This is a genomic window from Streptomyces diversicolor (genome assembly GCF_057537855.1).
The window spans coordinates 277,786-296,676 of the sequence record NZ_BAAJXA010000006.1 but is presented as its reverse complement, the minus strand read 5'-3'; the positions used below and the strand labels follow the sequence as shown (position 1 = coordinate 296,676).

At 73.1% G+C, this 18,891-nt stretch carries 14 protein-coding genes; 8 read left to right on the top strand and 6 right to left on the bottom strand.

Features of this window, described 5'->3' with window-relative positions:
• Positions 1–183: 183 nt before the first annotated feature.
• Positions 184–261 carry a putative leader peptide gene (locus AC27LF_RS09705; protein ID WP_351405193.1) on the bottom strand — a complete coding sequence of 26 codons (78 nt, stop codon included), beginning with the start codon at positions 259–261 and terminating at the stop codon, positions 184–186.
• A gap of 257 nt (positions 262–518) precedes the next feature.
• Between AC27LF_RS09705 and AC27LF_RS09700 the strand changes: the two genes are divergently transcribed.
• The 3 genes from AC27LF_RS09700 to AC27LF_RS09690 all read left to right on the top strand — a co-directional run bounded on the left by AC27LF_RS09700 (position 519) and on the right by AC27LF_RS09690 (position 4,452).
• The gene (locus AC27LF_RS09700) at positions 519–959 is read left to right on the top strand and encodes an SPW repeat protein (protein WP_479664016.1); all 441 of its coding nucleotides are present in this window, start codon (positions 519–521) and stop codon (positions 957–959) included.
• Positions 960–1,258: 299 nt separating this feature from the next.
• On the top strand, positions 1,259–4,009 hold the full coding sequence (locus tag AC27LF_RS09695; protein ID WP_479664017.1) for a glycoside hydrolase family 2 protein: 2,751 nt from the start codon (positions 1,259–1,261) through the stop codon (positions 4,007–4,009).
• A gap of 179 nt (positions 4,010–4,188) precedes the next feature.
• Positions 4,189–4,452: a GlsB/YeaQ/YmgE family stress response membrane protein gene (locus AC27LF_RS09690; RefSeq protein WP_479664018.1), complete on the top strand. Its 264-nt coding sequence runs from the start codon at positions 4,189–4,191 to the stop codon at positions 4,450–4,452.
• 59 nt (positions 4,453–4,511) lie between these two features.
• On the opposite strand, the gene AC27LF_RS09685 is transcribed toward AC27LF_RS09690, so the two are convergent.
• Together AC27LF_RS09685 and AC27LF_RS09680 are read right to left on the bottom strand one after the other, a co-directional pair.
• The gene (locus tag AC27LF_RS09685; protein WP_479664019.1) at positions 4,512–5,297 is read right to left on the bottom strand and encodes a GNAT family N-acetyltransferase; all 786 of its coding nucleotides are present in this window, start codon (positions 5,295–5,297) and stop codon (positions 4,512–4,514) included.
• Positions 5,298–5,672: 375 nt separating this feature from the next.
• A complete protein-coding gene (locus AC27LF_RS09680) occupies positions 5,673–6,407 on the bottom strand; it encodes a chaplin (protein ID WP_479664020.1) in 735 nt (244 codons plus the stop codon).
• A 238-nt stretch (positions 6,408–6,645) separates the two neighbouring features.
• Here AC27LF_RS09680 and AC27LF_RS09675 point away from each other — a divergent pair, with 238 nt between their 5' ends.
• Positions 6,646–8,214: an alpha/beta hydrolase gene (locus AC27LF_RS09675; RefSeq protein ID WP_479664021.1), complete on the top strand. Its 1,569-nt coding sequence runs from the start codon at positions 6,646–6,648 to the stop codon at positions 8,212–8,214.
• 203 nt (positions 8,215–8,417) lie between these two features.
• Here the strand turns inward: AC27LF_RS09675 and asnB are convergent, their stop codons facing one another.
• Positions 8,418–10,259 (bottom strand): asparagine synthase (glutamine-hydrolyzing), encoded by a 1,842-nt coding sequence (gene asnB / locus AC27LF_RS09670; protein WP_479664022.1) that lies wholly within the window; start codon positions 10,257–10,259, stop codon positions 8,418–8,420.
• A gap of 789 nt (positions 10,260–11,048) precedes the next feature.
• Here asnB and AC27LF_RS09665 point away from each other — a divergent pair.
• Positions 11,049–12,143 (top strand): baeRF3 domain-containing protein, encoded by a 1,095-nt coding sequence (locus AC27LF_RS09665; RefSeq protein ID WP_479664023.1) that lies wholly within the window; start codon positions 11,049–11,051, stop codon positions 12,141–12,143.
• 78 nt (positions 12,144–12,221) lie between these two features.
• The gene (locus AC27LF_RS09660; RefSeq protein ID WP_479664024.1) at positions 12,222–13,247 is read left to right on the top strand and encodes a Gfo/Idh/MocA family protein; all 1,026 of its coding nucleotides are present in this window, start codon (positions 12,222–12,224) and stop codon (positions 13,245–13,247) included.
• Positions 13,248–13,334: 87 nt separating this feature from the next.
• Here AC27LF_RS09660 and AC27LF_RS09655 read toward each other — a convergent pair whose 3' ends face one another.
• Positions 13,335–13,748 carry an SsgA family sporulation/cell division regulator gene (locus AC27LF_RS09655; RefSeq protein WP_479664025.1) on the bottom strand — a complete coding sequence of 138 codons (414 nt, stop codon included), beginning with the start codon at positions 13,746–13,748 and terminating at the stop codon, positions 13,335–13,337.
• Between the two features lie 363 nt (positions 13,749–14,111).
• Here AC27LF_RS09655 and AC27LF_RS09650 point away from each other — a divergent pair, with 363 nt between their 5' ends.
• Complete coding sequence (locus AC27LF_RS09650) at positions 14,112–15,551, top strand: PP2C family protein-serine/threonine phosphatase (protein ID WP_479664026.1); 1,440 nt, start codon at positions 14,112–14,114, stop codon at positions 15,549–15,551.
• 43 nt (positions 15,552–15,594) lie between these two features.
• Here AC27LF_RS09650 and AC27LF_RS09645 read toward each other — a convergent pair whose 3' ends face one another.
• Entirely contained in the window at positions 15,595–17,088 is a 1,494-nt protein-coding gene (locus AC27LF_RS09645; RefSeq protein WP_479664027.1) for a DNA-binding protein NsdB, read from the bottom strand.
• Positions 17,089–17,341: 253 nt separating this feature from the next.
• Here AC27LF_RS09645 and AC27LF_RS09640 point away from each other — a divergent pair, with 253 nt between their 5' ends.
• Entirely contained in the window at positions 17,342–18,481 is a 1,140-nt protein-coding gene (locus AC27LF_RS09640; RefSeq protein ID WP_479664028.1) for an aminoglycoside phosphotransferase family protein, read from the top strand.
• Positions 18,482–18,891 lie beyond the last annotated feature (410 nt).

Genomic DNA, 18,891 nt, shown 5'->3' with positions numbered 1-18,891 from the left:
AGTACCAGGTGGTTTCCGGCAGTTCGCCGTCCGGGACCCGGCGGCCGGCCTTGCGCAGGGGTGTCGGGACGCCGGTCCGGCGGGCGGGAGACACGGGAGTTCAGGCGTGCGGTGCGGGCACGGCGCGGCGCCGCCGGCTAGGCCGGTGCGGTGCGGGAGACGTGCGGCGGATCGGTACGGGGATCAGGCCGCGGCGCGACAGGAGGCGCTGGAGACGCGCGCGAGGTCGACATGGCGTCGCCGCGTGAGGTCCAGTCGCATCTGCATGCCGTCGATCGTGACAGCCGCCCGCGAGGGCAGTCAAGGAATACCCGACCGGTCTCGCATCGCGGACCAGGGCTTCCGCACTGCGGGCTCGTCCCCTGCGTTCCGGCGCGTATCTGACGCCCAGTCGTACGGACCGCAGGGGACCGGCCACTACACATAAAGGAAAAATAAGAGCAGAATACAGATAAGCGGCTCTTACCGCATACCGCACAGGAAGCGGTCCAGCCTGCAAGTCAAGAAGGAGACGAGTCATGGCCGATGTCTCGCGCACCAGAGGTGACATGACGGGTCACCCTGATGTCTCCGAAATGCGGGAACGCTACGCCCGCATGCTCGGCGGTCGCGATGTGGCACTCGTGGACGGACCGGTGTTCCTGCTCGGTCTGTACTGCGCGGCGTCCCCGTGGATCCTGCACTACACGACCAGCCAGCCCGCGCTCATGGTGCACAACCTGATCATGGGCATCGCGATAGGGCTGCTGGCCCTGGGGTTCACCAGGGCACCGGAGCGGATGTACGGGCTCAGCTGGGCCATGTGCGCCCTGGGTGTCTGGATGATCATCGCGCCGTGGATCGTCGGCACCAGCCCCGACGCCGGCGTCATCGCCAGCAACGTCGTCATCGGCGCGCTGGCCCTGGTCCTCGGGCTGATCTGCGCCGGTACGGCGGCCAGGAGCAAACCCAAGCTGTAGCGGCACCGAAGCTCTCTTCCGAAGGGAGGACGCGGTGCCGGTCCGGGGCGGCCGGACCGGCACCGCCGGGCTGTTCACCGGCCCGGCACCGGCGGGCCCCCGCGGCAGCGGACTGCCGGTCCCGATCAGGGACTTGAGGTGGGACAGCACCACGGGCCGGCCGGCGGACACATCGCTCGGCTCACCCGCCCCGGTCCGGGGCGGCGGACACGGTCCGGACGGTGATTGACACCCCCGGCGGCGGACCCTAGCTTGACCGAATTAGTAAGGTTTCCTAACTTTGCGAGGCTGGAGACGCTGTGTCCCCTCTCCCCGCCCTCCCCGCTCTCCCCGCCCTCCCCGCCGCCCGGCACCGTCTCGCCGCCTCCGCCGTGGCCCTCGGCCTGCTCTGCCCGCTCGCCTCCGGTGCCTGGGCCGGGCCCCACGATGCGACGGCGGCGGCGCGGCACCGCCCGCCGGTGACCCGCCTCCCGGCGGCGGCGGGCACGGACACCCCGCTGTCCGGCTATGCGATCCAGTCGGCCGCGAAGGTGTCCGACTCCCCGGCGGCCGTGTCCTCCCCCGGCTATCACACGGCCGGCTGGTACCCCGCGGGCCCCCGCTCGACCGTGCTCGCCGCGCTGCTCGCCGCCGGCGTGTACGCCGACCCGTTCTTCTCCACCAACCAGCGGAAGATCCCCGCGGCGGACTTCCGCGTCCCGTGGTGGTACCGCACGGACTTCACGGTCACCGACACCTCCCGGCGCACCTACCTCGACTTCAGCGGCGTGATCTCGGCGGCCGACGTCTATGTGAACGGGCACCGGGTCGCCGCGGCGAAGGATGTCGCCGGCGCCTACACCCGCCATGAGCTGGACATCACCGCACTGGTGCGCACCGGCACCAACACGGTCGCCTTCCGCGTCCTGCCCAACGATCCGACCCGGCAGCTCACCATGGGCTGGCTGGACTGGCTGCAGCCGCCGCCGGACGCCAACATGGGCATCGTGCGCGACGTCCGGCTGCGCCGCGGCGGCCCGGTCGCGCTGCGCGACGCCCATGTGCTGACCCGGCTGGACGTGCCCTCGCTGGCCACCGCCGACCTCACCGTCGAGGCGCGGGTCCGCAACGACTCCGACGCGCCCGTCACCGCCGAGATCACCGGCAGCGTCGCGGGGATCACCCTGCGCAAGACCGTACAGCTCGCCCCGCACGAGACGACGACCCTCGCCCTCACCCCCGCGGACGTCCCCGGTCTGCACCTGGCCTCGCCCCGGGTGTGGTGGCCGGCCGGCCTCGGCGGTCAGCCCCTGTACGACCTCGATCTGACCGCGTCCGTCCTGGGCACCGTCTCGGACACCGCGCACGAGAGGTTCGGGATCCGTGACGTCCGCGCGCCCCTGAACGCCGACGGCGCCCGCGCGTACCGGATCAACGGGCGCGGGCTGCTCATCAAGGGCGGCGGCTGGTCGCCGGACGAGTTCCTGCGCTGGGACCGCACCTACGCCGAGGACCGCCTGAAGTACGCCCTCGACCTGGGACTGAACACCATCCGCCTGGAAGGCCACATCGAGCCCGACGAGTTCTTCGACCTCGCCGACCGGCACGGTCTGCTCACCCTGCCCGGCTGGGAGTGCTGCGACAAGTGGGAGGGGCAGGTCAACGGCGGCGAGCTGGGCGAGCGGTGGAACGCCGCCGACTACCCGGTCGCCAGGGCGTCGATGGCCGCCGAGGCCGCCCGGCTGCGCAACCACCCGAGCGTGCTCTCCTTCCTCATCGGCAGCGACTTCCCGCCCGACGCCACGATCGAGCGGATCTACCTGGACGCCCTCACGGCCGCCGACTGGCCGACCCCGGTGGTGCCCGCCGCCTCCGACAAGTCCTCCCCGTTGCTCGGCCGTTCGGGTATGAAGATGACCGGGCCCTACGACTGGGTGCCGCCGGCGTACTGGTACGCCAAGCGCGAGGGCGGGGCCACCGGCTTCAACTCCGAGACCAGCGCGGGCCCGGACATCCCCACCCTCGACACCCTGCGCCGGATGCTGACCCCCGCCGAACTGGACACCCTCTGGAAGGACCCCCGAGCCCGGCAGTACCACCGCTCCCCCTCGGCGACATTCGGCACGCTCGGCATCCACAACGCCGCACTCGCCGGCCGCTACGGTGCCCCGAGGGACCTCGCCGACTACGTGCGCAAGGCCCAGCTCCTGCAGTACGAGAACGTACGGGCCCAGTTCGAGGCGTACGGGCGGGCCGCCACGGACGCCTCGAAGCCCGCCACCGGGCTGGTCTACTGGATGCTCAACAGCGGCTGGACGTCCCTGCACTGGCAACTGACGGACCGTTACCTCGACCAGGGCGGCGCCTACTTCGGGGCAAAGAAGGCGAACGAACCGCTGCATGTGCAGTACTCGTACGACGACCGCTCGGTGGTCGTCGTCAACAACCGCCGCTCGACGGCCGGTCCGCTCACCGCGCGGGCCACGCTGTTCACCACCGACGGCACCCCGAGGTACGACCGGACCGTGTCCGGGGTGCGCGTACCCGGCGGCGGGGCGCACTCCTCGGTGCTCGCCCTGCCCGCTTCGGTGGACAAGCTGACGCCGACGTATCTGGCCCGGCTGGTCCTGTCCGACGCGACGGGCCGTGAGGTGAGCCGCAATGTGTACTGGCTCTCCACCCGGCCCGACACCCTCGACTGGGCCCGCACCGACTGGTACCACACGCCGACCACGAGCCACGCCGATCTGACCGGGCTCGGCCGGATGGCCCGGGTCCCGGTGGCGGCGACGGCGGCCACGGTGTCGGCGAACGGCACGTCGACGACGACGGTGACGCTGCGCAACGAGGGGCGCGGGCGGACGCCGTCGCTGCTGACGGACGTCCATGTCGTCGATGCCGCGGGTGTACCGGTGCTGCCGGTGCGCTGGTCGGACAACCAGGTCACGCTGTGGCCGGGCGAGACGGCGACGCTGACGGCCGTCTACCGGACGGCCGATCTGCGCGGCTCGGCGCCGCGGGTGCGGGTCTCGGGCTGGAACACGCCCGCGCGGACCGTGCCCGCGCGCTGACCGCGCGGCACACCCGGCGTCGCGCGGGGGAAGTCGCGTGGGGGAAAGCCCCTGGGGGAAAGGGTGCGGGGCGCGTCCGGCGGACGAACGGATGGCCGGGTCGTGAGCGGGGCGGACTGTCCGCGGATCCAGCGGGCACATTGCACAGCAGCGGGGGAACGCGACGAAGAGGGGTGGAGATGGAGATCTCAGGCATCATCAGTGCCATCGTCATCGGTGTCATCATCGGTGTGCTGGGACGGCTGGTGGTCCCGGGCCGGCAGCGCATCGGCGTCGTGCTGACGATCGTCGTCGGCATCGTGGCCGCGCTGCTGGGCTCGGCGATCGCCGCGGCGTTCGGGGTCGCCGACACCAAGGGGCCCGACTGGATCGAGTGGTTCATCCAGATCGGCCTCGCCGCGGTCGGCGTGGCGGCACTGGACCGGACGCGGGCGCGCCGCTGAACACCGGCGCCGGTGCCCGCGTACGGCCGTGACCTGGTCCGGCCCGGCGGCCGGGGGCGCTATCCCCCGTACGCGTAGGGCGTCGTGGTGGTCAGGGCGTGGAAGCCGAGGCGTTCGAGGACACGTCGGCTCGTCGGCAGGGCGTCGACCTGGAGAAAACGGTGGCCGCGGGCCTCGGCGGCCCGGGCGCGGTGGGCGACCAGGGTGCGGTAGAGGCCGCGGCCCCGCCAGTGTTCGAGGGTGCCGCCGCCCCACAGCCCGGCGAACGACGTCCCGGGCACCGGCTCCAGCCGGGCGGCGCTCACGGGTTCGTCCCCGGCGAGGGCGACGACCATGACGAGCGAGCCGGGGTCGGCGGCGAGCCGGGTCAGCAGCCGGTGGCGCAGCCCGCCGCCGTCCGCGCCGAACACCTTCTGGTGCACCTCGGCCATGAGCTCGACGCCGGCCGCGTCGTCGGCCGGCAGGATGCGGATGCCCTCGGGCGGTGCGGCGTCGGCGGTCAGCGCCACCACTTCGGCGGTCTCCGCGACCATCAGTGTCTCCTCGGGTTCGGGCGTGAACCCGGCGGACAGGAGCCGGGATCCGAGGTCGGCGGGGAGGTCGTGGCCGTACAGCTTCCACTCGAACGGGCGGCCCAGCGCGCCGTAGTACGCGATCTGCTCGGCGATCGCCGCGTCGGCGTCCGTCCCGTCAAGGCCGGACCACAGGATGCCGTTCCAGCCGTGGGCCGGGGCGATCTGCCGGACCACGGCCGCGGTGCGCTCGATCCGGGCGCCCGGTCCGTCGGGCCGTGCGTCCCTGCGCAGGTGCTGGTCGTATCGGGCGAGTACCGCGGCATGGTCCATGCGCCCACTTCAACATCCAAGCTGCCGGCACGGCAACGGAATTGATCGCGGTCAGCGTCCGGCGTGGGCGTCCGTCCGGGGGCGGACCGCCGCCGACGCGCTGGTCGCGGTGTCGTCCTCGTACGGCGGCGCGTGCCGGGGTCGGGCCCGGCCGGATCGGCTGTGCGGCGTCGTCCGGGCAAGTGGTCGGCCGACTGCCGCGGTTCCACGGGGCCGGGGCCTGACCGGCGTGTCGGCCGTGAGGACGCCGACCGGCTCGCGCCGGGTCCGGAAGGGCCGTGGGCCATGTCCTGACCCACCAGGTCCCGCCCTGCGCGGTGGTGGCCGGGGCCTCCGCCGGTCGGCGTCCGGCGGAGGCGGCGGTCCCGGTGCGGGTCAGCGCCGTGCGCCCGGGCGGTAGCGGCGGTACAGAGCGACGCCCGAGAGCAGCAGCGCCCCGCTCGCCGCGAGCGCGGGGGCGGTCAGGTCCGTGCCCGTGTGGGCGAGGGCGACGTCGGCCGTCTGGGCGGCGGCGCGGGGCTCCGGCGCGACGGAGTGGTGCGCCCGGGGCGGGACCGTCGTGGGCGGCTCGGCGGGCGGCTGCGGGGCGGGCTTCGCCGGGTGCCCGTTCACGGACTCGTTGCCGACGGCCGGGTTGCCGACGCCGACCACGTTCACGGTGTTGCCGCTGACGTTGACCGGGACGTGGACCGGCAGCTGGACGCTGTTGCCGGACAGCAGGCCCGGCGAGTCCGAGGCCCCGCCGTGGGCGCTCGCCCCGCCCGAGGAGGCCGCCCTGTCCGGGGAGGACCCCTTGTCCGAGGATGCCGCACGGCCGGACGTGCCCGCCGCGCCCGATCGGGTCGCCCCGCCGCTCTTCGCGCCGGTGCCGCCCTCGTTGGCGCACGTGTTGCCCGCGGCCGGGTTGAGGAGCCCCGCCACGTTCACGGTGTTCCCGCACACGTTCGCCGGGACGTGCACCGGGAGCTGGATGGTGTTGCCGGAGATCACGCCGGGCGAGCCGACCGCGGCGCCGTCCGCCGCGGAGTCCGCGTGCGCCGGCATCGTCACGGCCATCGCGCCGGAGGCGGCGGCGACGGCGATCACACCGTTTCGGGTAAGCCGTTTCATCGGCTCCCTGCCTTCCTGACATGGTCACGGGCGCTCGCCCGCATCGGATTAAACGCGGGTGAGCCATCCGAGTTATGGCTTGTCGGCCTTTCACCCCATCGAGCGACAGGGTTGTCGAACCCTTCGTGAAGCCCTCGAATGGGCCGTCCGCAGCGTCCGGAGGCGAGCGTTCCGCGGGCCGCCTATGGTGATCGGGAGCGCTGCCCCGGTCCGCAGCGGGGCACCCTTGGAGGCATCGATGCTGGCCAAGCTGTCCACGCGGCCCACGGTCCGCAGCTGTGCGGGTGCCGGAGCCGTCGCGCTCGCGCTGCTCGGCGCGGGGCTGCCCACGGGGACCACCGCCCCGCCCCAGCCCGACCTGACCCGGTTCTACCGTCAGAAAGTCACCTGGTCGGCCTGCGGGGGCACCGCGGGCACCAAGGGCCTGCGGTGCGCAAAGGTGACGGTCCCGCTCGACTACGCGCGGCCCGGCGCGGGCACGCTCGACCTGGCGCTGGCCCGCCGCCCGGCGACCGGCAGGTCGCAGGGCTCCCTGGTGCTGAACTTCGGCGGCCCGGGCGGCGCGGGCGTCAGCACGCTCGCCGCCTCCGGCAAGGACTACCTGGCCCTGACCGACGGCTACGACGTGGTCACCTTCGACCCGCGCGGCGTCGGCCGGTCCTCGCCCGTCAGCTGCGGCGACGGCACCGGTGAGGCCGCGTCCGCGGCGGGGAGCGGCGCCGGCCGGAGCGATCCCCAGGCGCTGCTCACGCTGCTGCGCAAGGCCGCGGCCGAGTGCGCCCGCTACTCCGGCCCCGTCCTGCCCCACATAGGCACCGTCAACGTCTCCCGGGACCTGGACGTCATCCGCCAGGCCCTCGGCGACGACAAGCTCAACTACCTCGGCTTCTCCTACGGCACCCGGATCGGCACGGTCTACGCCGCCCAGTTCCCGGACAAGGTGGGCCGGATGGCGCTGGACGGCGTGGACACCCTCACCGAACCCCTGTCCGAGCAGGGACTGGCGGGCGCCGAAGGACAGCAGACCGCGCTGGACGACTTCCTGGACTGGTGTGTGAAGGACCGCGGCTGCCCCTTCGGCAGGGACCGGCGCAGGGCCGGGGAGCAGGTCGTGAAGCTGGTGCGCTCGCTCGACGCGCGTCCGGTGCCGACCGGCTTCGGCGGCCGGTTCTCCGGCCAGGATCTGGTGGGCGCCCTGGGTCAGGGCCTGTACGGCAAGGAGCTGTGGCCCGCGCTCGAACGCGCCCTGCTCTCCCTGGTCGACAACGGCGACACGCGTGGGGTGCAGACCTTCGCGGCCGGCGGGGCGGCGCCCGTGCACCGTGCCGGCGGCGGACTCGTGGACGAGGCGGACGTCCCCGTGGACAACCTGTCCGCCGCGCTGATGGCCGTGAACTGCGCGGACGACCCGGACCGCCCCGGCGCCGGGCAGATCACCAAGGACATCGCGCGGCTGCGCGCCGACTACGAGAAGGCGTCACCGGTCTTCGGCCGGCACCGGCTGGCGGAGCTGCTGATGTGCTACGGGCGGCCCAAGGGCACGGACTTCATACGCGACCGGGTCAAGGACGTCGACACGCCGAAGATGCTCCTGGTGGGCACCCGCGGCGACCCGGCCACGCCGTACCGCTGGACTGTGGAGACCGCCCATAGGCTCGGCGCGTCGGCAGTGGTGCTCGACAACAAGGGCGAGGGCCACACCGGTTACTCGTCCTCCAAGTGCGTCCACCGCAAGGTCGACGACTTCCTGCTGTACGGCTCCCTGCCCGCCGACGGGAGTTCCTGCCCGGCGGACCGGGCCGAGTGACACGGCGCCCGGCGCCGGCCCGCGGTGACCCGGGCGGGTGACGGGCGCACGGTCCACCACCGCCTCCGGGCCAGCGGGCGGGTGCGACCCGTCCGTCGTGGCATCGCCTGCGGCACGGTCGTGGCTGGTCGCGCGATTCCCCACGCCGCTTCGGGGCGCTGTCGAACCGCGGCGTACTTCATCGGACCGCCGGGCGGGCGGGTTCAGCTGAGCGTCAGCTCGGGCGCGTACATGTCCAGCCAGAGCGCCAGGTCGAGGGTGCGCTCCAGGCCGCGCCGGGCCGCCTGGGAGCCCGCGGGCAGCTCCCGGTGGGCGGCCTGGTCGGCCTTGTCCCGGTCGACCAGTTCGAAGACCGGGTGGTCGGGCCGGGCCACCAGGTCCTTGGCCTGTTCCTGGAGGGCGAGGCCGTACTGGGGGTCCTGGGTGGACGGGTAGGGGCTCTTGACCCGCTCGTACACGGACCGCGGGATGACGTCGGCGCTCGCCTCCCGCAGCAGGCTCTTCTCGCGGCCGTCGAAGGACTTCAGGGACCAGGGCGTGTTGTAGACGTACTCGACGAGCCGGTGGTCGCAGAAGGGCACCCTGACCTCCAGGCCGACGGCCATGCTCATCCGGTCCTTCCGGTCGAGCAGGGCGCGTACGAAGCGGGTCAGGTGCAGATGGCAGACGCGGCGCATCCGGTACTCGAAGTCGCTCTCGCCGTCGAGGCGGCCGATGCCGGCGACGGCGGTGCGGTAGGCGTCGGCGATGTAGGTGTCCAGGTCCAGGTTCCGGGCCAGGTCGGAGCGCAGGACGTCGGTGTCCCGGCCGAAGTGCCGGTTCGTCATGGCCAGCCAGGGGAAGGTGTCGGCGTTGCGCGCCTCCTCGTCGAAGAACTGCTGGTAGCCGCCGAAGACCTCGTCGGCGGACTCACCGGACAGGGCGACCGTGGACTGGTCGCGGACGGCCCGGAAGAGCAGGTAGAGCGAGGAGTCCATGTCGCCGAAGCCCGCGGGCAGATCACGGGCGCGCAGCACCTTGGCCCGTACGGCGGGATCGGCCAGGGCCTCGGCGTCGAGGACGATGTCGTGGTGGTCGGTGCCGGCGAGGCGGGCCACGTCGTGCACGAACGGGGTGTCCGGGGTGGCGCGCAGTCCGTCGGGCACGAAGTGGTCGGTCTGTCCGACGAAGTCGACGGCGAAGCTGCGTACCTTCTCGCCCTGTTCGGCTAGTCGGCGTGCGGCGAGCGCGGTCATGGCGGAGGAGTCGAGGCCGCCCGAGAGCAGGGTGCAGCGCGGCACGTCGGCCACCAGCTGGCGGCGCACGATGTCGTCGAGGAGGTCGCGGACGTGGGCCACGGTGGCGGCCCGGTCGTCGGTGTGCGGCCGGGTCTCAAGCCGCCAGTAGGCGCGGGTGTGCAGTCCGGTGCGGTCGACGGTGACGACCGTGCCCGGCTCCACCTCGCGCATGCCCTCCCACACGGCGTGTCCGGGCGTCCTGACCATGGTGAACAGCTCGCGCAGCCCGTCCAAGCCGACCCGGGGCCTGACCAGCGGGTTGGCGAGGATCGCCTTGGGTTCGGAGCCGAACAGGACGCCGTCGGGGGTGGGGTGGCAGTAGAAGGGCTTGATGCCCATGCGGTCGCGGATCATGACGAGCTTGTCGTGGCGGCCGTCCCAGACGGCGAAGGCGAACATGCCGTTGAGCCGTTCGGCGAGTGAGTCGCCCCATTCGAGGTAGCCGCGCAGGACGACCTCGGTGTCGGAGTCGGTGCTGAAGCGGTGCCCGCGTCCGGCCAGTTGCCGCCGCAGTTCGGTGTAGTTGTACGCCTCACCCGAGTAGACCAGCGCCACGGTTCCCTCGGGTGTGGTGGCCTTCATGGGCTGCCGTCCGCCGGGCAGATCGATGATGGCGAGCCTGCGGTGGCCCAGGGCGGCGGGGCCGTCGATCCAGGTGCCGCGGTCGTCCGGGCCGCGGCAGGCCATCGTCTCGGTCATCGCATCCAATGTCGCGGCCTCGGTCTGCAGGTCGCGGTCGAAGGAAACCCAGCCGGTGATGCCGCACATGCCTTTCCTCCTGCCTCCGGACCGGCGTCGGCACCTCGCTCACCTGCGTTTTCGTAGGCGGGTTCCGTCGACCACCGAACCAGTTGTACGTAGCATCTATGTTACGAGCGTGGGTCCGCGGGGCCCGGTCGGTCAACGCGGCCGTAACATGCGCGGGCGCGTCGGGGCCGCGCTTTCGGACGCGGTTTACCCGGGCGAGGCCCGCGTTCGGGGGCCCTGCCGGGCCCGGCCCACCGGGAACCGGCCACAAGCAAAAACTTCCCCAAACCGCCCGGCACCCCCGCCCGGCACCCCATTGTTCGCCGATTCCGGTGACGCTGGGTTTCCACCTGGATGCGCCCGGTTCCGCTGCGGGCGCGCGGCGGTTTCGGCCGGGCGATCGCATCGCCCACGGCCTTGGGGGGACGCCACTCGCCCGTACGGAAGCGGCCGGGCCATCGGCGGAAGCGGGCAGGCCGCGCCGCGCGCGCCGCCGGTCGGGTTCGACCCTCGCGTCGTACACCGCCGCCGACAGATACCGGACCGCCCGCCCGCGCGCGCCGGGCCGGCAGCCGCTCCGGTTCACCGAGGGGGACGACCAGGCCCCGGCCGTCGAGGCCCGGCCGCGCCCTGCGTCCGACGCTTCGGCTGACGCAGGGCCCGCGACCGTCTTCCCGCTCGCGTTCCCCTCCCGATCGACCCGCGTCCGTCGGCCGTGCCGGACCGGCCGGACACGACGCGACGGGCACACCAGGCATGCCCATGAATACCCCAAATGCCCGAACCGGGAATCCGCCCTATCGTGCTCTTATGGAGCACGCACTCAGCCCCGCGATCCTCGCCGAACTGCGGCGTCCGCGCCCGTATCCGGCCGTGTCCGTGCTGACGCCGACGCACCGTCGCGAACCCGACAACACCCAGGATCCGGTCCGGCTGCGCAATGTGCTGGCCGAGGCCAAGAAGCAGCTGGAGTCGGACCCGGCGGTGACCCGGGAACGGCGTGCCGACGTCGTGGACCAGCTCGACCGGGCCCTCACCGAGATCGACCTGGCGCACTCCGAGGACGGCCTGGTGATCTTCGCCGCGCCGGGCGAGCACCAGGTGTGGTCGCTGGCCCGCAGCGTCCCGGAGCGGGTGGTGCTCTCGGACACCTTCCTGACCCGCAACCTCGTCTCGGCGCGCGCGGCCGAGCGGCCGTTCTGGGTGCTGTCCGTCTCCGCCGACCACGTCACGCTGTGGAACGGCGCGGGCGACCGGGTCGTAGAGGCCCGGTCCTGCGGTTTTCCGCTGTCCCGCGACCGGGAGAACTTCGACGCCGAACGCCAGGAGCGGATCGGCGACTTCCCGAGCACCTTCCGCGACGAGGACACCCGGCATTTCCTGCGGGAGGCCGACATCGCGATGACCGCGGTGCTGCGCGAGCACCCGAGGCCGCTGTACGTCACCGGCGAGCAGGCAGCGCTGTCCCTGCTGGACGAGGTGGGCGGCGTCGCGCGGGAGGCCGTGCACATCGCGCACGGCGGGCTGGCGAACAACACCCCCGAAGCCGTGTGGCAGGCGATCCGGCCGGTGGTCGACGCCGAGGCCGCGAAGGCCGCCGACCGCGTGGCGCGGGAGCTGGACGCGGCCCGGGGCCGCAAGGAATTCGCGGCCGGGGTCGACGAGGTCTGGCAGAACGCGCGCGAGGGCCGGGTCCGGCTGCTCGCCGTCGAGGAGAACTACCGGGTGACCGTCCGCGACGACGGCGACCATCTGATCCCCGCCGAGAGCGGCGACCTCGACGCCCGCGAGGACGTCGTGGACGAGATCGTCGAGCAGTGCCTGGAGACCGGCGCCGATGTGCGCTTCGTGCCGGACGGCACGCTGGACGACGCGCGGGGCATCGCGGGGGTGCTGCGCTACTGACGGCACGCCGCGGCCCTGCCGGCGGGCTCCCCTGCACGTACGCTACGGCGTGATCGTCGGCCGGGAGAGAGGGCGGGCATGGCTGAGGTGCTGGGCGTCGCGGTACTGGGTGCCGGACACATGGGGGCCGACCATATACGTCGTCTAGCTCACGTGGTGAGCGGCGCCAGGGTGGCCGCCGTGGCCGATCCCGACACCGGGCGGGCGACGGAGGCGGTGGCGGGCCTGGACGGCGTCTCGGTGCACGCGGAGGCGGTGGCCGCGCTGGACGCGCCCGGCGTGGACGCGGTCCTGATCGCCTCGCCCGGACCCGCGCACGAGGAGGCCCTGCTCGCCGCCTTCGACCGCGGGCTGCCGGTCCTGTGCGAGAAGCCCATGGTGCCCGACTCCACAGGGGCGCTGCGGGTGGTGGAGGCGGAGGCTGGGCTCGGCCGGCGGCTGGCGCAGATCGGGTTCATGCGGCGCTACGACGCGGAGTACCAGCGCCTGAAGTCCGTGCTGGACGGCGGCGGTCTGGGTCGTCCGCTGATGCTGCACTGCACCCACCGCAACGTCTCCTCGCCGCCCGGCTTCACCAGTGCCATGCTGATCGACAGCTCCGTGTCGCACGAGATCGACGCGGCCCGCTGGCTGCTCGGACAGGAGCTGACCGCGGTGACCGTGCTGCGTCCCGCGTCCTCCTCCGGTGCCCCCCAGGGTCTGGCCGACCCTCAGTTCGTGGTCTTCGAGAGCGAGCGGGGCGCCCTCGTGGACGTGGAGGTGTTCGTGAACTGCGGCTTCGGCTATCAGGTGCGCTGCGAGGCCGTCTGCGAGGCGGGCAGCGCCCGGATCGGCGAGGAGCACACCATGGTGGTCACCGCCCGGGGCGGCGCCCGCGAGGACGTGGCGCAGGACTACATCGTGCGGTTCGCCGACGCCTACGACCGTGAGCTGCTGGCCTGGGTCGACGCCACCCGCCGGGGACGGGTCACGGGCCCGAGCGCGTGGGACGGCTACGCCGCCTCCGCCGTCGCCGAGGCCGGGGTCCGGGCGCTGGAGACGGGCCGCCGCACGACCGTCGAACTCGCCCCACGACCCGGCCTGTACACCAACCCCCCTCACTGACCCCACGCCCCCGCCCGCCCGCGGCCGGGGGCAGGCCGTCACCTCGCGCCGCAGACCTCGGGCAACCGGTCGCGGGGCGACGTGTCGTCATACGCCGTCGAACAGCGTGCCGAGGCCGCGTTCGACGGCCGTCAGGACGTCCTCCTCCCCCGCCGCCACCACGGCGTAGCTGCGCCGCAAGAAGCGGCGCAGCGCGCCGGTGCCGAAGCGGAGCAGGGCGACGCCGTGCGGCGAGTGGAACTCCAGCAGCGTGCACGTGGCTCCGCACGGCCGCACCCGCACGTCCCCGTCCCCGGCGGGCGCGGCCAGCCCCGCGTCGAGCAGGGAACGGGCGAAGGTCCAGGTGACGCCTTCGCCGTCGAGGGCCGCCTCAGGCGGGAAGTCGACGAACACCGCGAGCGGGTCCTGCACGGTGTACCGCAGCGTGGCGGACACGGGAACCACCCGGTCCTCGGCCGTGATCAGTCGCGCGCGGGCGGGCTGCCGGATGCTGGTGTCCATGTAGGTACGAGCCCGACGGACCCGGCCGTATGACACGTTGCGGGGCAGCATGCGACGTGACGTGCATCACTGTGCGAAACAGGCATGAGCGCGACGGAAGGCTCCCAGGTCGAACACGTGGCCGGACGCCGCGCCGACACCCCCGAGGATCCGTCAACGCGCGTAGTCGGCCTACGACATGCCGCGCACCTTCGGGTACGCCGATGACACCGGCCGACCACGACATGAAGACTCTGGCATATGCCAGAAGCACCACCGTATCGTGTGTTGCCAAATCCCTTACAGGGCGTCGCGGGCTGTGCAACAGTCGTAACCGGTCCCCCGGCCCTCCTCGGCCGTACCGTCCCCGCATCGGAGTGCGTCATGCCGTCCCACCTCTCTGCGGACCGCCCAGCCGCCCAGCCGCCGGGGCGCGGCTCGGTCGAGGCGCTGATATCGCAGGCGCGGCGCCTGAAGGGCGAGGTGGACGCCGTACGCAGAGACACGCACGGCGACGGCACGGACCCGCATGAGCGCTGGCAGCGCGCGCTGTGCGACCTGGCGCTGCACCAACTCGACGACCTGGACGTGCACTTGGCGCAGTTGCGGGACGGCCCGCCGCCGGTGCCGCCCGCCCCCGCCGAGCCCGCGGCCCACCCCGCCGAACCGGCGGCGCCCGCCCAGGAGCCGACCGGCTCGCTGCTCAGCCGGGTCGGCAGCGCCGAGTGGAACCTGCTGACGGACGAGGTCAGTTGGTCCGAGGAGCTGTACCGGATCCTCGGCCGCGCCCCGTCCACGCCCGCGCCCACCCTGGACGAGCTGCCGTCCCTGGTCCTCGAAGAGGACCGGCCGAAGCTCACGGCGATGGTCACCGACTGCCTCGTCGACGCCAAGCCGATCGACGGGGAGTTCCGCGTCGTACGGCCCGACGGGTCCGAGCGGACCGTGCACATGATGGGCGAGCCCGTGCTGGACGCCGACGGCGGTACCACCTCGATGTGGGCCGTGGTGCGCGATGTCAGCGAACTGCGCCGCAGCCAGCGGACGGTGCGCGAGAGCCGGGACTCGTTGCAGCGCCACCGTCAGCGGGCGCGGACCGAGCACCGGCTCGCGGCCGAGTTGCAGGAGGCTGTGCTGCCCCCGTGGGAGGGCCTGCCGGGACCCGCGCGCCGAGGGCCGGGTTCCCTGGACGTCGCGGCCCGCCGGCTGCCCGCCGCGGCGACCGCGCCCACCGGCGGCGACTGGTACGACGCGCTCCGACTGCCGGACGGCGACACCGTGCTGGGCGTCGGCGACCTCACCGGACACGGCGTCACCGTCGGCTCGGGAAAGGCGATGCTGATGGGCGCCGTGCGCGGGATGGCGATGGCGGGCACCCGGCCGGGCCCGCTGATGAGCTGGCTGAACCAGTTGCTGGAGGCCACCGCGCAACCCGCGCTGGGCAGCGCCGTCTGCTGCCGCTACCGGCCCGCCGACCGCACCCTGGAATGGGCGCAGGCAGGACACCCCGCCCCGCTGCTGTACCGCGACGGGACGGGATGCCTGCTGGAGGCGCCCGAGGGAGTCCTGCTCGGCGCGACACCGACGGCCGCCTACGGACAGGCCGTCACGACCCTCGAACCGGGCGACCTGCTCCTGCTGCGGACCGACGGTCTGACCGGTGGGCACGGCGGAACGGACACCGTGGACCGCCTTCTCGGCCTGGCCCCGCGTCTCACCGCGGCGCCCACCGCACAAGACTGCGTACGGGTGGTCGTGGAGGAGTTGGGCGTGGCCGACCGCGAGGACGACGCCTGCCTGCTCATCGCCAAACTGTCTTCCTAGGCGAGAGCCGGCCGGAACGCCGCCGCGCGCGGGTGTCACATCCTCAGGCCTGCGCGCTGGTGCCACCTTTGTTCTTCTGCTTCGGCAGGGCCAGTCGGATCTCCTCCCGCAGTTGATCGATCTTCGGATAGTCGGCGTACTCGGCGGTCAGGCGGTACATCTGGCGCAGCCGGTCCCACGTGCGATGGGAGGAGTTGGCCCCCATCGACATCAGGGCCAACCTGGCGTAACGATCCGCCTGTTCGGGGTCGTCCGCGATGAAGCACGCGGACGCCATGGACAGGAAATCGAAGATCTTCGACCGCTGCCGGCCGTCGACCCGCAGGGCCAGGGCCTTCTCCGCGAAGTGCTGGGCATGCACGGCCGCGCCCGGCTCGAACTCGGCCAGGGTGCGGTAGGCCAGGGCCTGCATGCCGTACAGATCCTCCTCCTTGAACGTCTGCATCCAGCTCGGCGACGGCACATCGCCTCGGTCCGAGACGAAGAGGTCCTCCGCCTGGCCGAGGGTGCGGCGCATCGCCTGCCCCTTGCCCATCGACGCCTGTGCCCATGCCTCGATGGTGTGGAGCATGGCCCGGGTGCGCGGCAGCACCTCGGGGCCCGAGCCGGACCGGGCGAGCTTCATCAGATCGAGCGCGTCGTCGGGCCGGCCCAGATGCACCATCTGGCGAGCCGCTCGGGAGAGCGCCTCCCCGGCGCGGGGCCGGTCGCCGCCCTCCCGGGCCGCGTGGGCGGCGATGACGAAGTACTTCTGCGCCGTGGGCTCCAGGCCGACGTCGTGCGACATCCAGCCCGCGAGGACGGCGAGATTGGCGGCGACGCCCCACAGGCGCCGCTGGAGATGGTCGGGGTGGCGGTAGGCGAGCATGCCGCCCACCTCGTTGAGCTGGCCCACCACCGCCTTGCGTTGCAGCCCGCCGCCGCGGGCCGCGTCCCACGCCCGGAACACCTCGACCGAACGCTCCAGTTCCTCGATCTCCTGCGACCCGATGGGGGCGGCCTCGTAACGGTCGAACCCAGCGGGGTCGGCGTGCAGGGAGTCGTCGAAAGCAGGGGCGTCGGCCCTGAGTGTGGGGTCGGTGTGCAGCCAGTCGTGCATGGCACTGCTGAGTGCGGATCCCGCGGCGAGCGCTGCACCCGCGCCCACCAAGCCGCGTCGGTTGAGCATGAGGTCCATTCCCGTGAATTCGGTGAGGACCGCGGCAGTCCGTTCGGGCGCCCACGGCACACCGTCGGGATGTTGTGCCTTCCCGCCGTCGGGCCGTTTCCCCGTACGCCCGTGCCGCACCAGACCGAGGTCCTCGATGGTCACGACACGGCCGAGACGCTCGGTGAACAGGGCAGCCAGCACCCGCGGCACCGGATCGCGCGGGATCTCCCCCGTGTCGATCCACCGCCGCACCCGGGAGGTGTCGGTCGCCAGCTGGGGGTGGCCCATGGCCGCCGCCTGCCGGTTGACCAGCCTCGCGAGTTCGCCCTTGGACCAGCCGGCCAGGCCGAACAGGTCCGCGAGCCGGGTGTTGGGTTGTCCGCTCACGTCAAGCCCCCAGGTTCTCGGCTGAGTTGACAGTAGCCCGCGTGGGGTTGCCGGGCGACTATTCGCCAGGGTTCGCCAGGGTGCGCCAGATGGTGTGCCACAGGGCAGCGGGTGTCGGGTAGGAACGCGCCACCCCGACCCGGTGGCCGCTCGGCTGAAGGGGCGCATTCCCCAGGATGCGCCCGGGCGACCGGGCCGGGTGGCGCACGCACCAGGCAGACACCGCAGGTACACGAAGGGATCTGTATCGCCCATGTACGCAGCATCGTCCTCCGTGTCCGCCCCGCCCCGGCCACCGCGCCCCCGCCCGGCGGGCGGCGGCCCCTACCTCGCTCCCGCGCATCCGGGGGCCGCCGTACCGGGCATGGGGCGGCCACCGCGCGCCCCGGGCCCGGCCGGCCAACCGCTCAGCGGGAGACTCGACCTGTCCGGCCCCCAGGGCGCGCAGTTGCGCACGGCGATCGCCTCGGTGCACCGGATCTGCCCGGAGTTCGCTCCGGTGCAGGTGCTGCGCCGCAGTGGGCGGTCCGTGCTCCTCGTCGGCACGACGGGGCGCAGCACGGCCGTCGCCAAGTGTCTGCTGGACCACTCGCCGGCCTGGGCGGAGCGCACCCGCCATGAAATAGCGGCATACCGCTCGTTCGTCCGGCACCGGCCGCCGGTCCGGGTGCCCAGGCTGATCGCGGCGGACCCGGACAACTGCACCCTGGTGATCGAGCGGATGCCGGGCCGGGTGGCGGCGCTGCAACGGCATCCCGCTCAGGCCCCGCCCCGGGCCGACATCCGCGCGGCGCTCGGCGCGATCTGCCGGCTCAACGCCTGGCGGCCCCCGGCGGGCACGTTCGACGCGCCCCTCGACTACGCGGCCCGTATCTCCCGTGACCACGAGCTGGGGCTGCTCACCGACCGGGACCTGGGCGACCTGCAGAAGCTGCTGCACGGCATCGCGCAGGCGGCGGGCCGGCAGGGCATGGGCCAGTTCTGCCACGGCGACGCCCTGCTCTCCAACATCCTGCTGTCGCCCGCGGGTCCCGTGCTGGTGGACTGGGAGCACGCGGGCTGGTACCTGCCGGGGTACGACCTGGCCGTGCTCTGGTCGGTGCTCGGTGACGCCCCGGCGGCCCGGCGGCAGATCAGCCAGATCGCCCAGTCGGCGGGCCCCGTCTCGCGGGACGCGTTCCTGGTGAACCTGATGCTCGTGCTGACCCGGGAGATCCGTACGTACGAGACGGCCGTGCAGCGCTCGATCAACGACGCGGCCCCGGTGCCGGCGGGCCCGGCCCAGCCCGGTGGCACCCCGTGCGGCGAGGAACAGCGGCTGCTCCTGCGGAGACTGCACGACGACTGCCAGATGGCCCGCCGGGCCGTGCGCGCGGCGGTCGGCACCCGCTGACGCGGCAGGGGTACGCGGACGGCATCGACGGACGGGGGCCGCCGCGGCGGGCGAACTCGGGCCGCCCGGCGTGCGGTTCCGCAAGGCCGTGGGCTGGAGGCCGTGGGCCGAGCCGACCGTGTGCGTCGGTTCGGCCCGCGGCGTCCGATGCCGTGCGTCGCGGGGCCAGAGGGCCGTCCCGGGCACCGGACGTACCGTGGCGGGCCCGCCGACGCGACGCGAGGTGCGTCGGGCGGCGCGGGCCTTCCCGCCGTGCGGGGCCGGGTCATTGGTGTATGCCACTGACGCCCAGCAGGCCCGCGCACCACCGACACGAAAGTCCCGCGCGCCCCGTCTGACGTGGGAATTCGCGCCTTCCTGGGCATCATTGACGGATCGTCGGCAAGCCGGTACCACTGAGCAACGCTCAG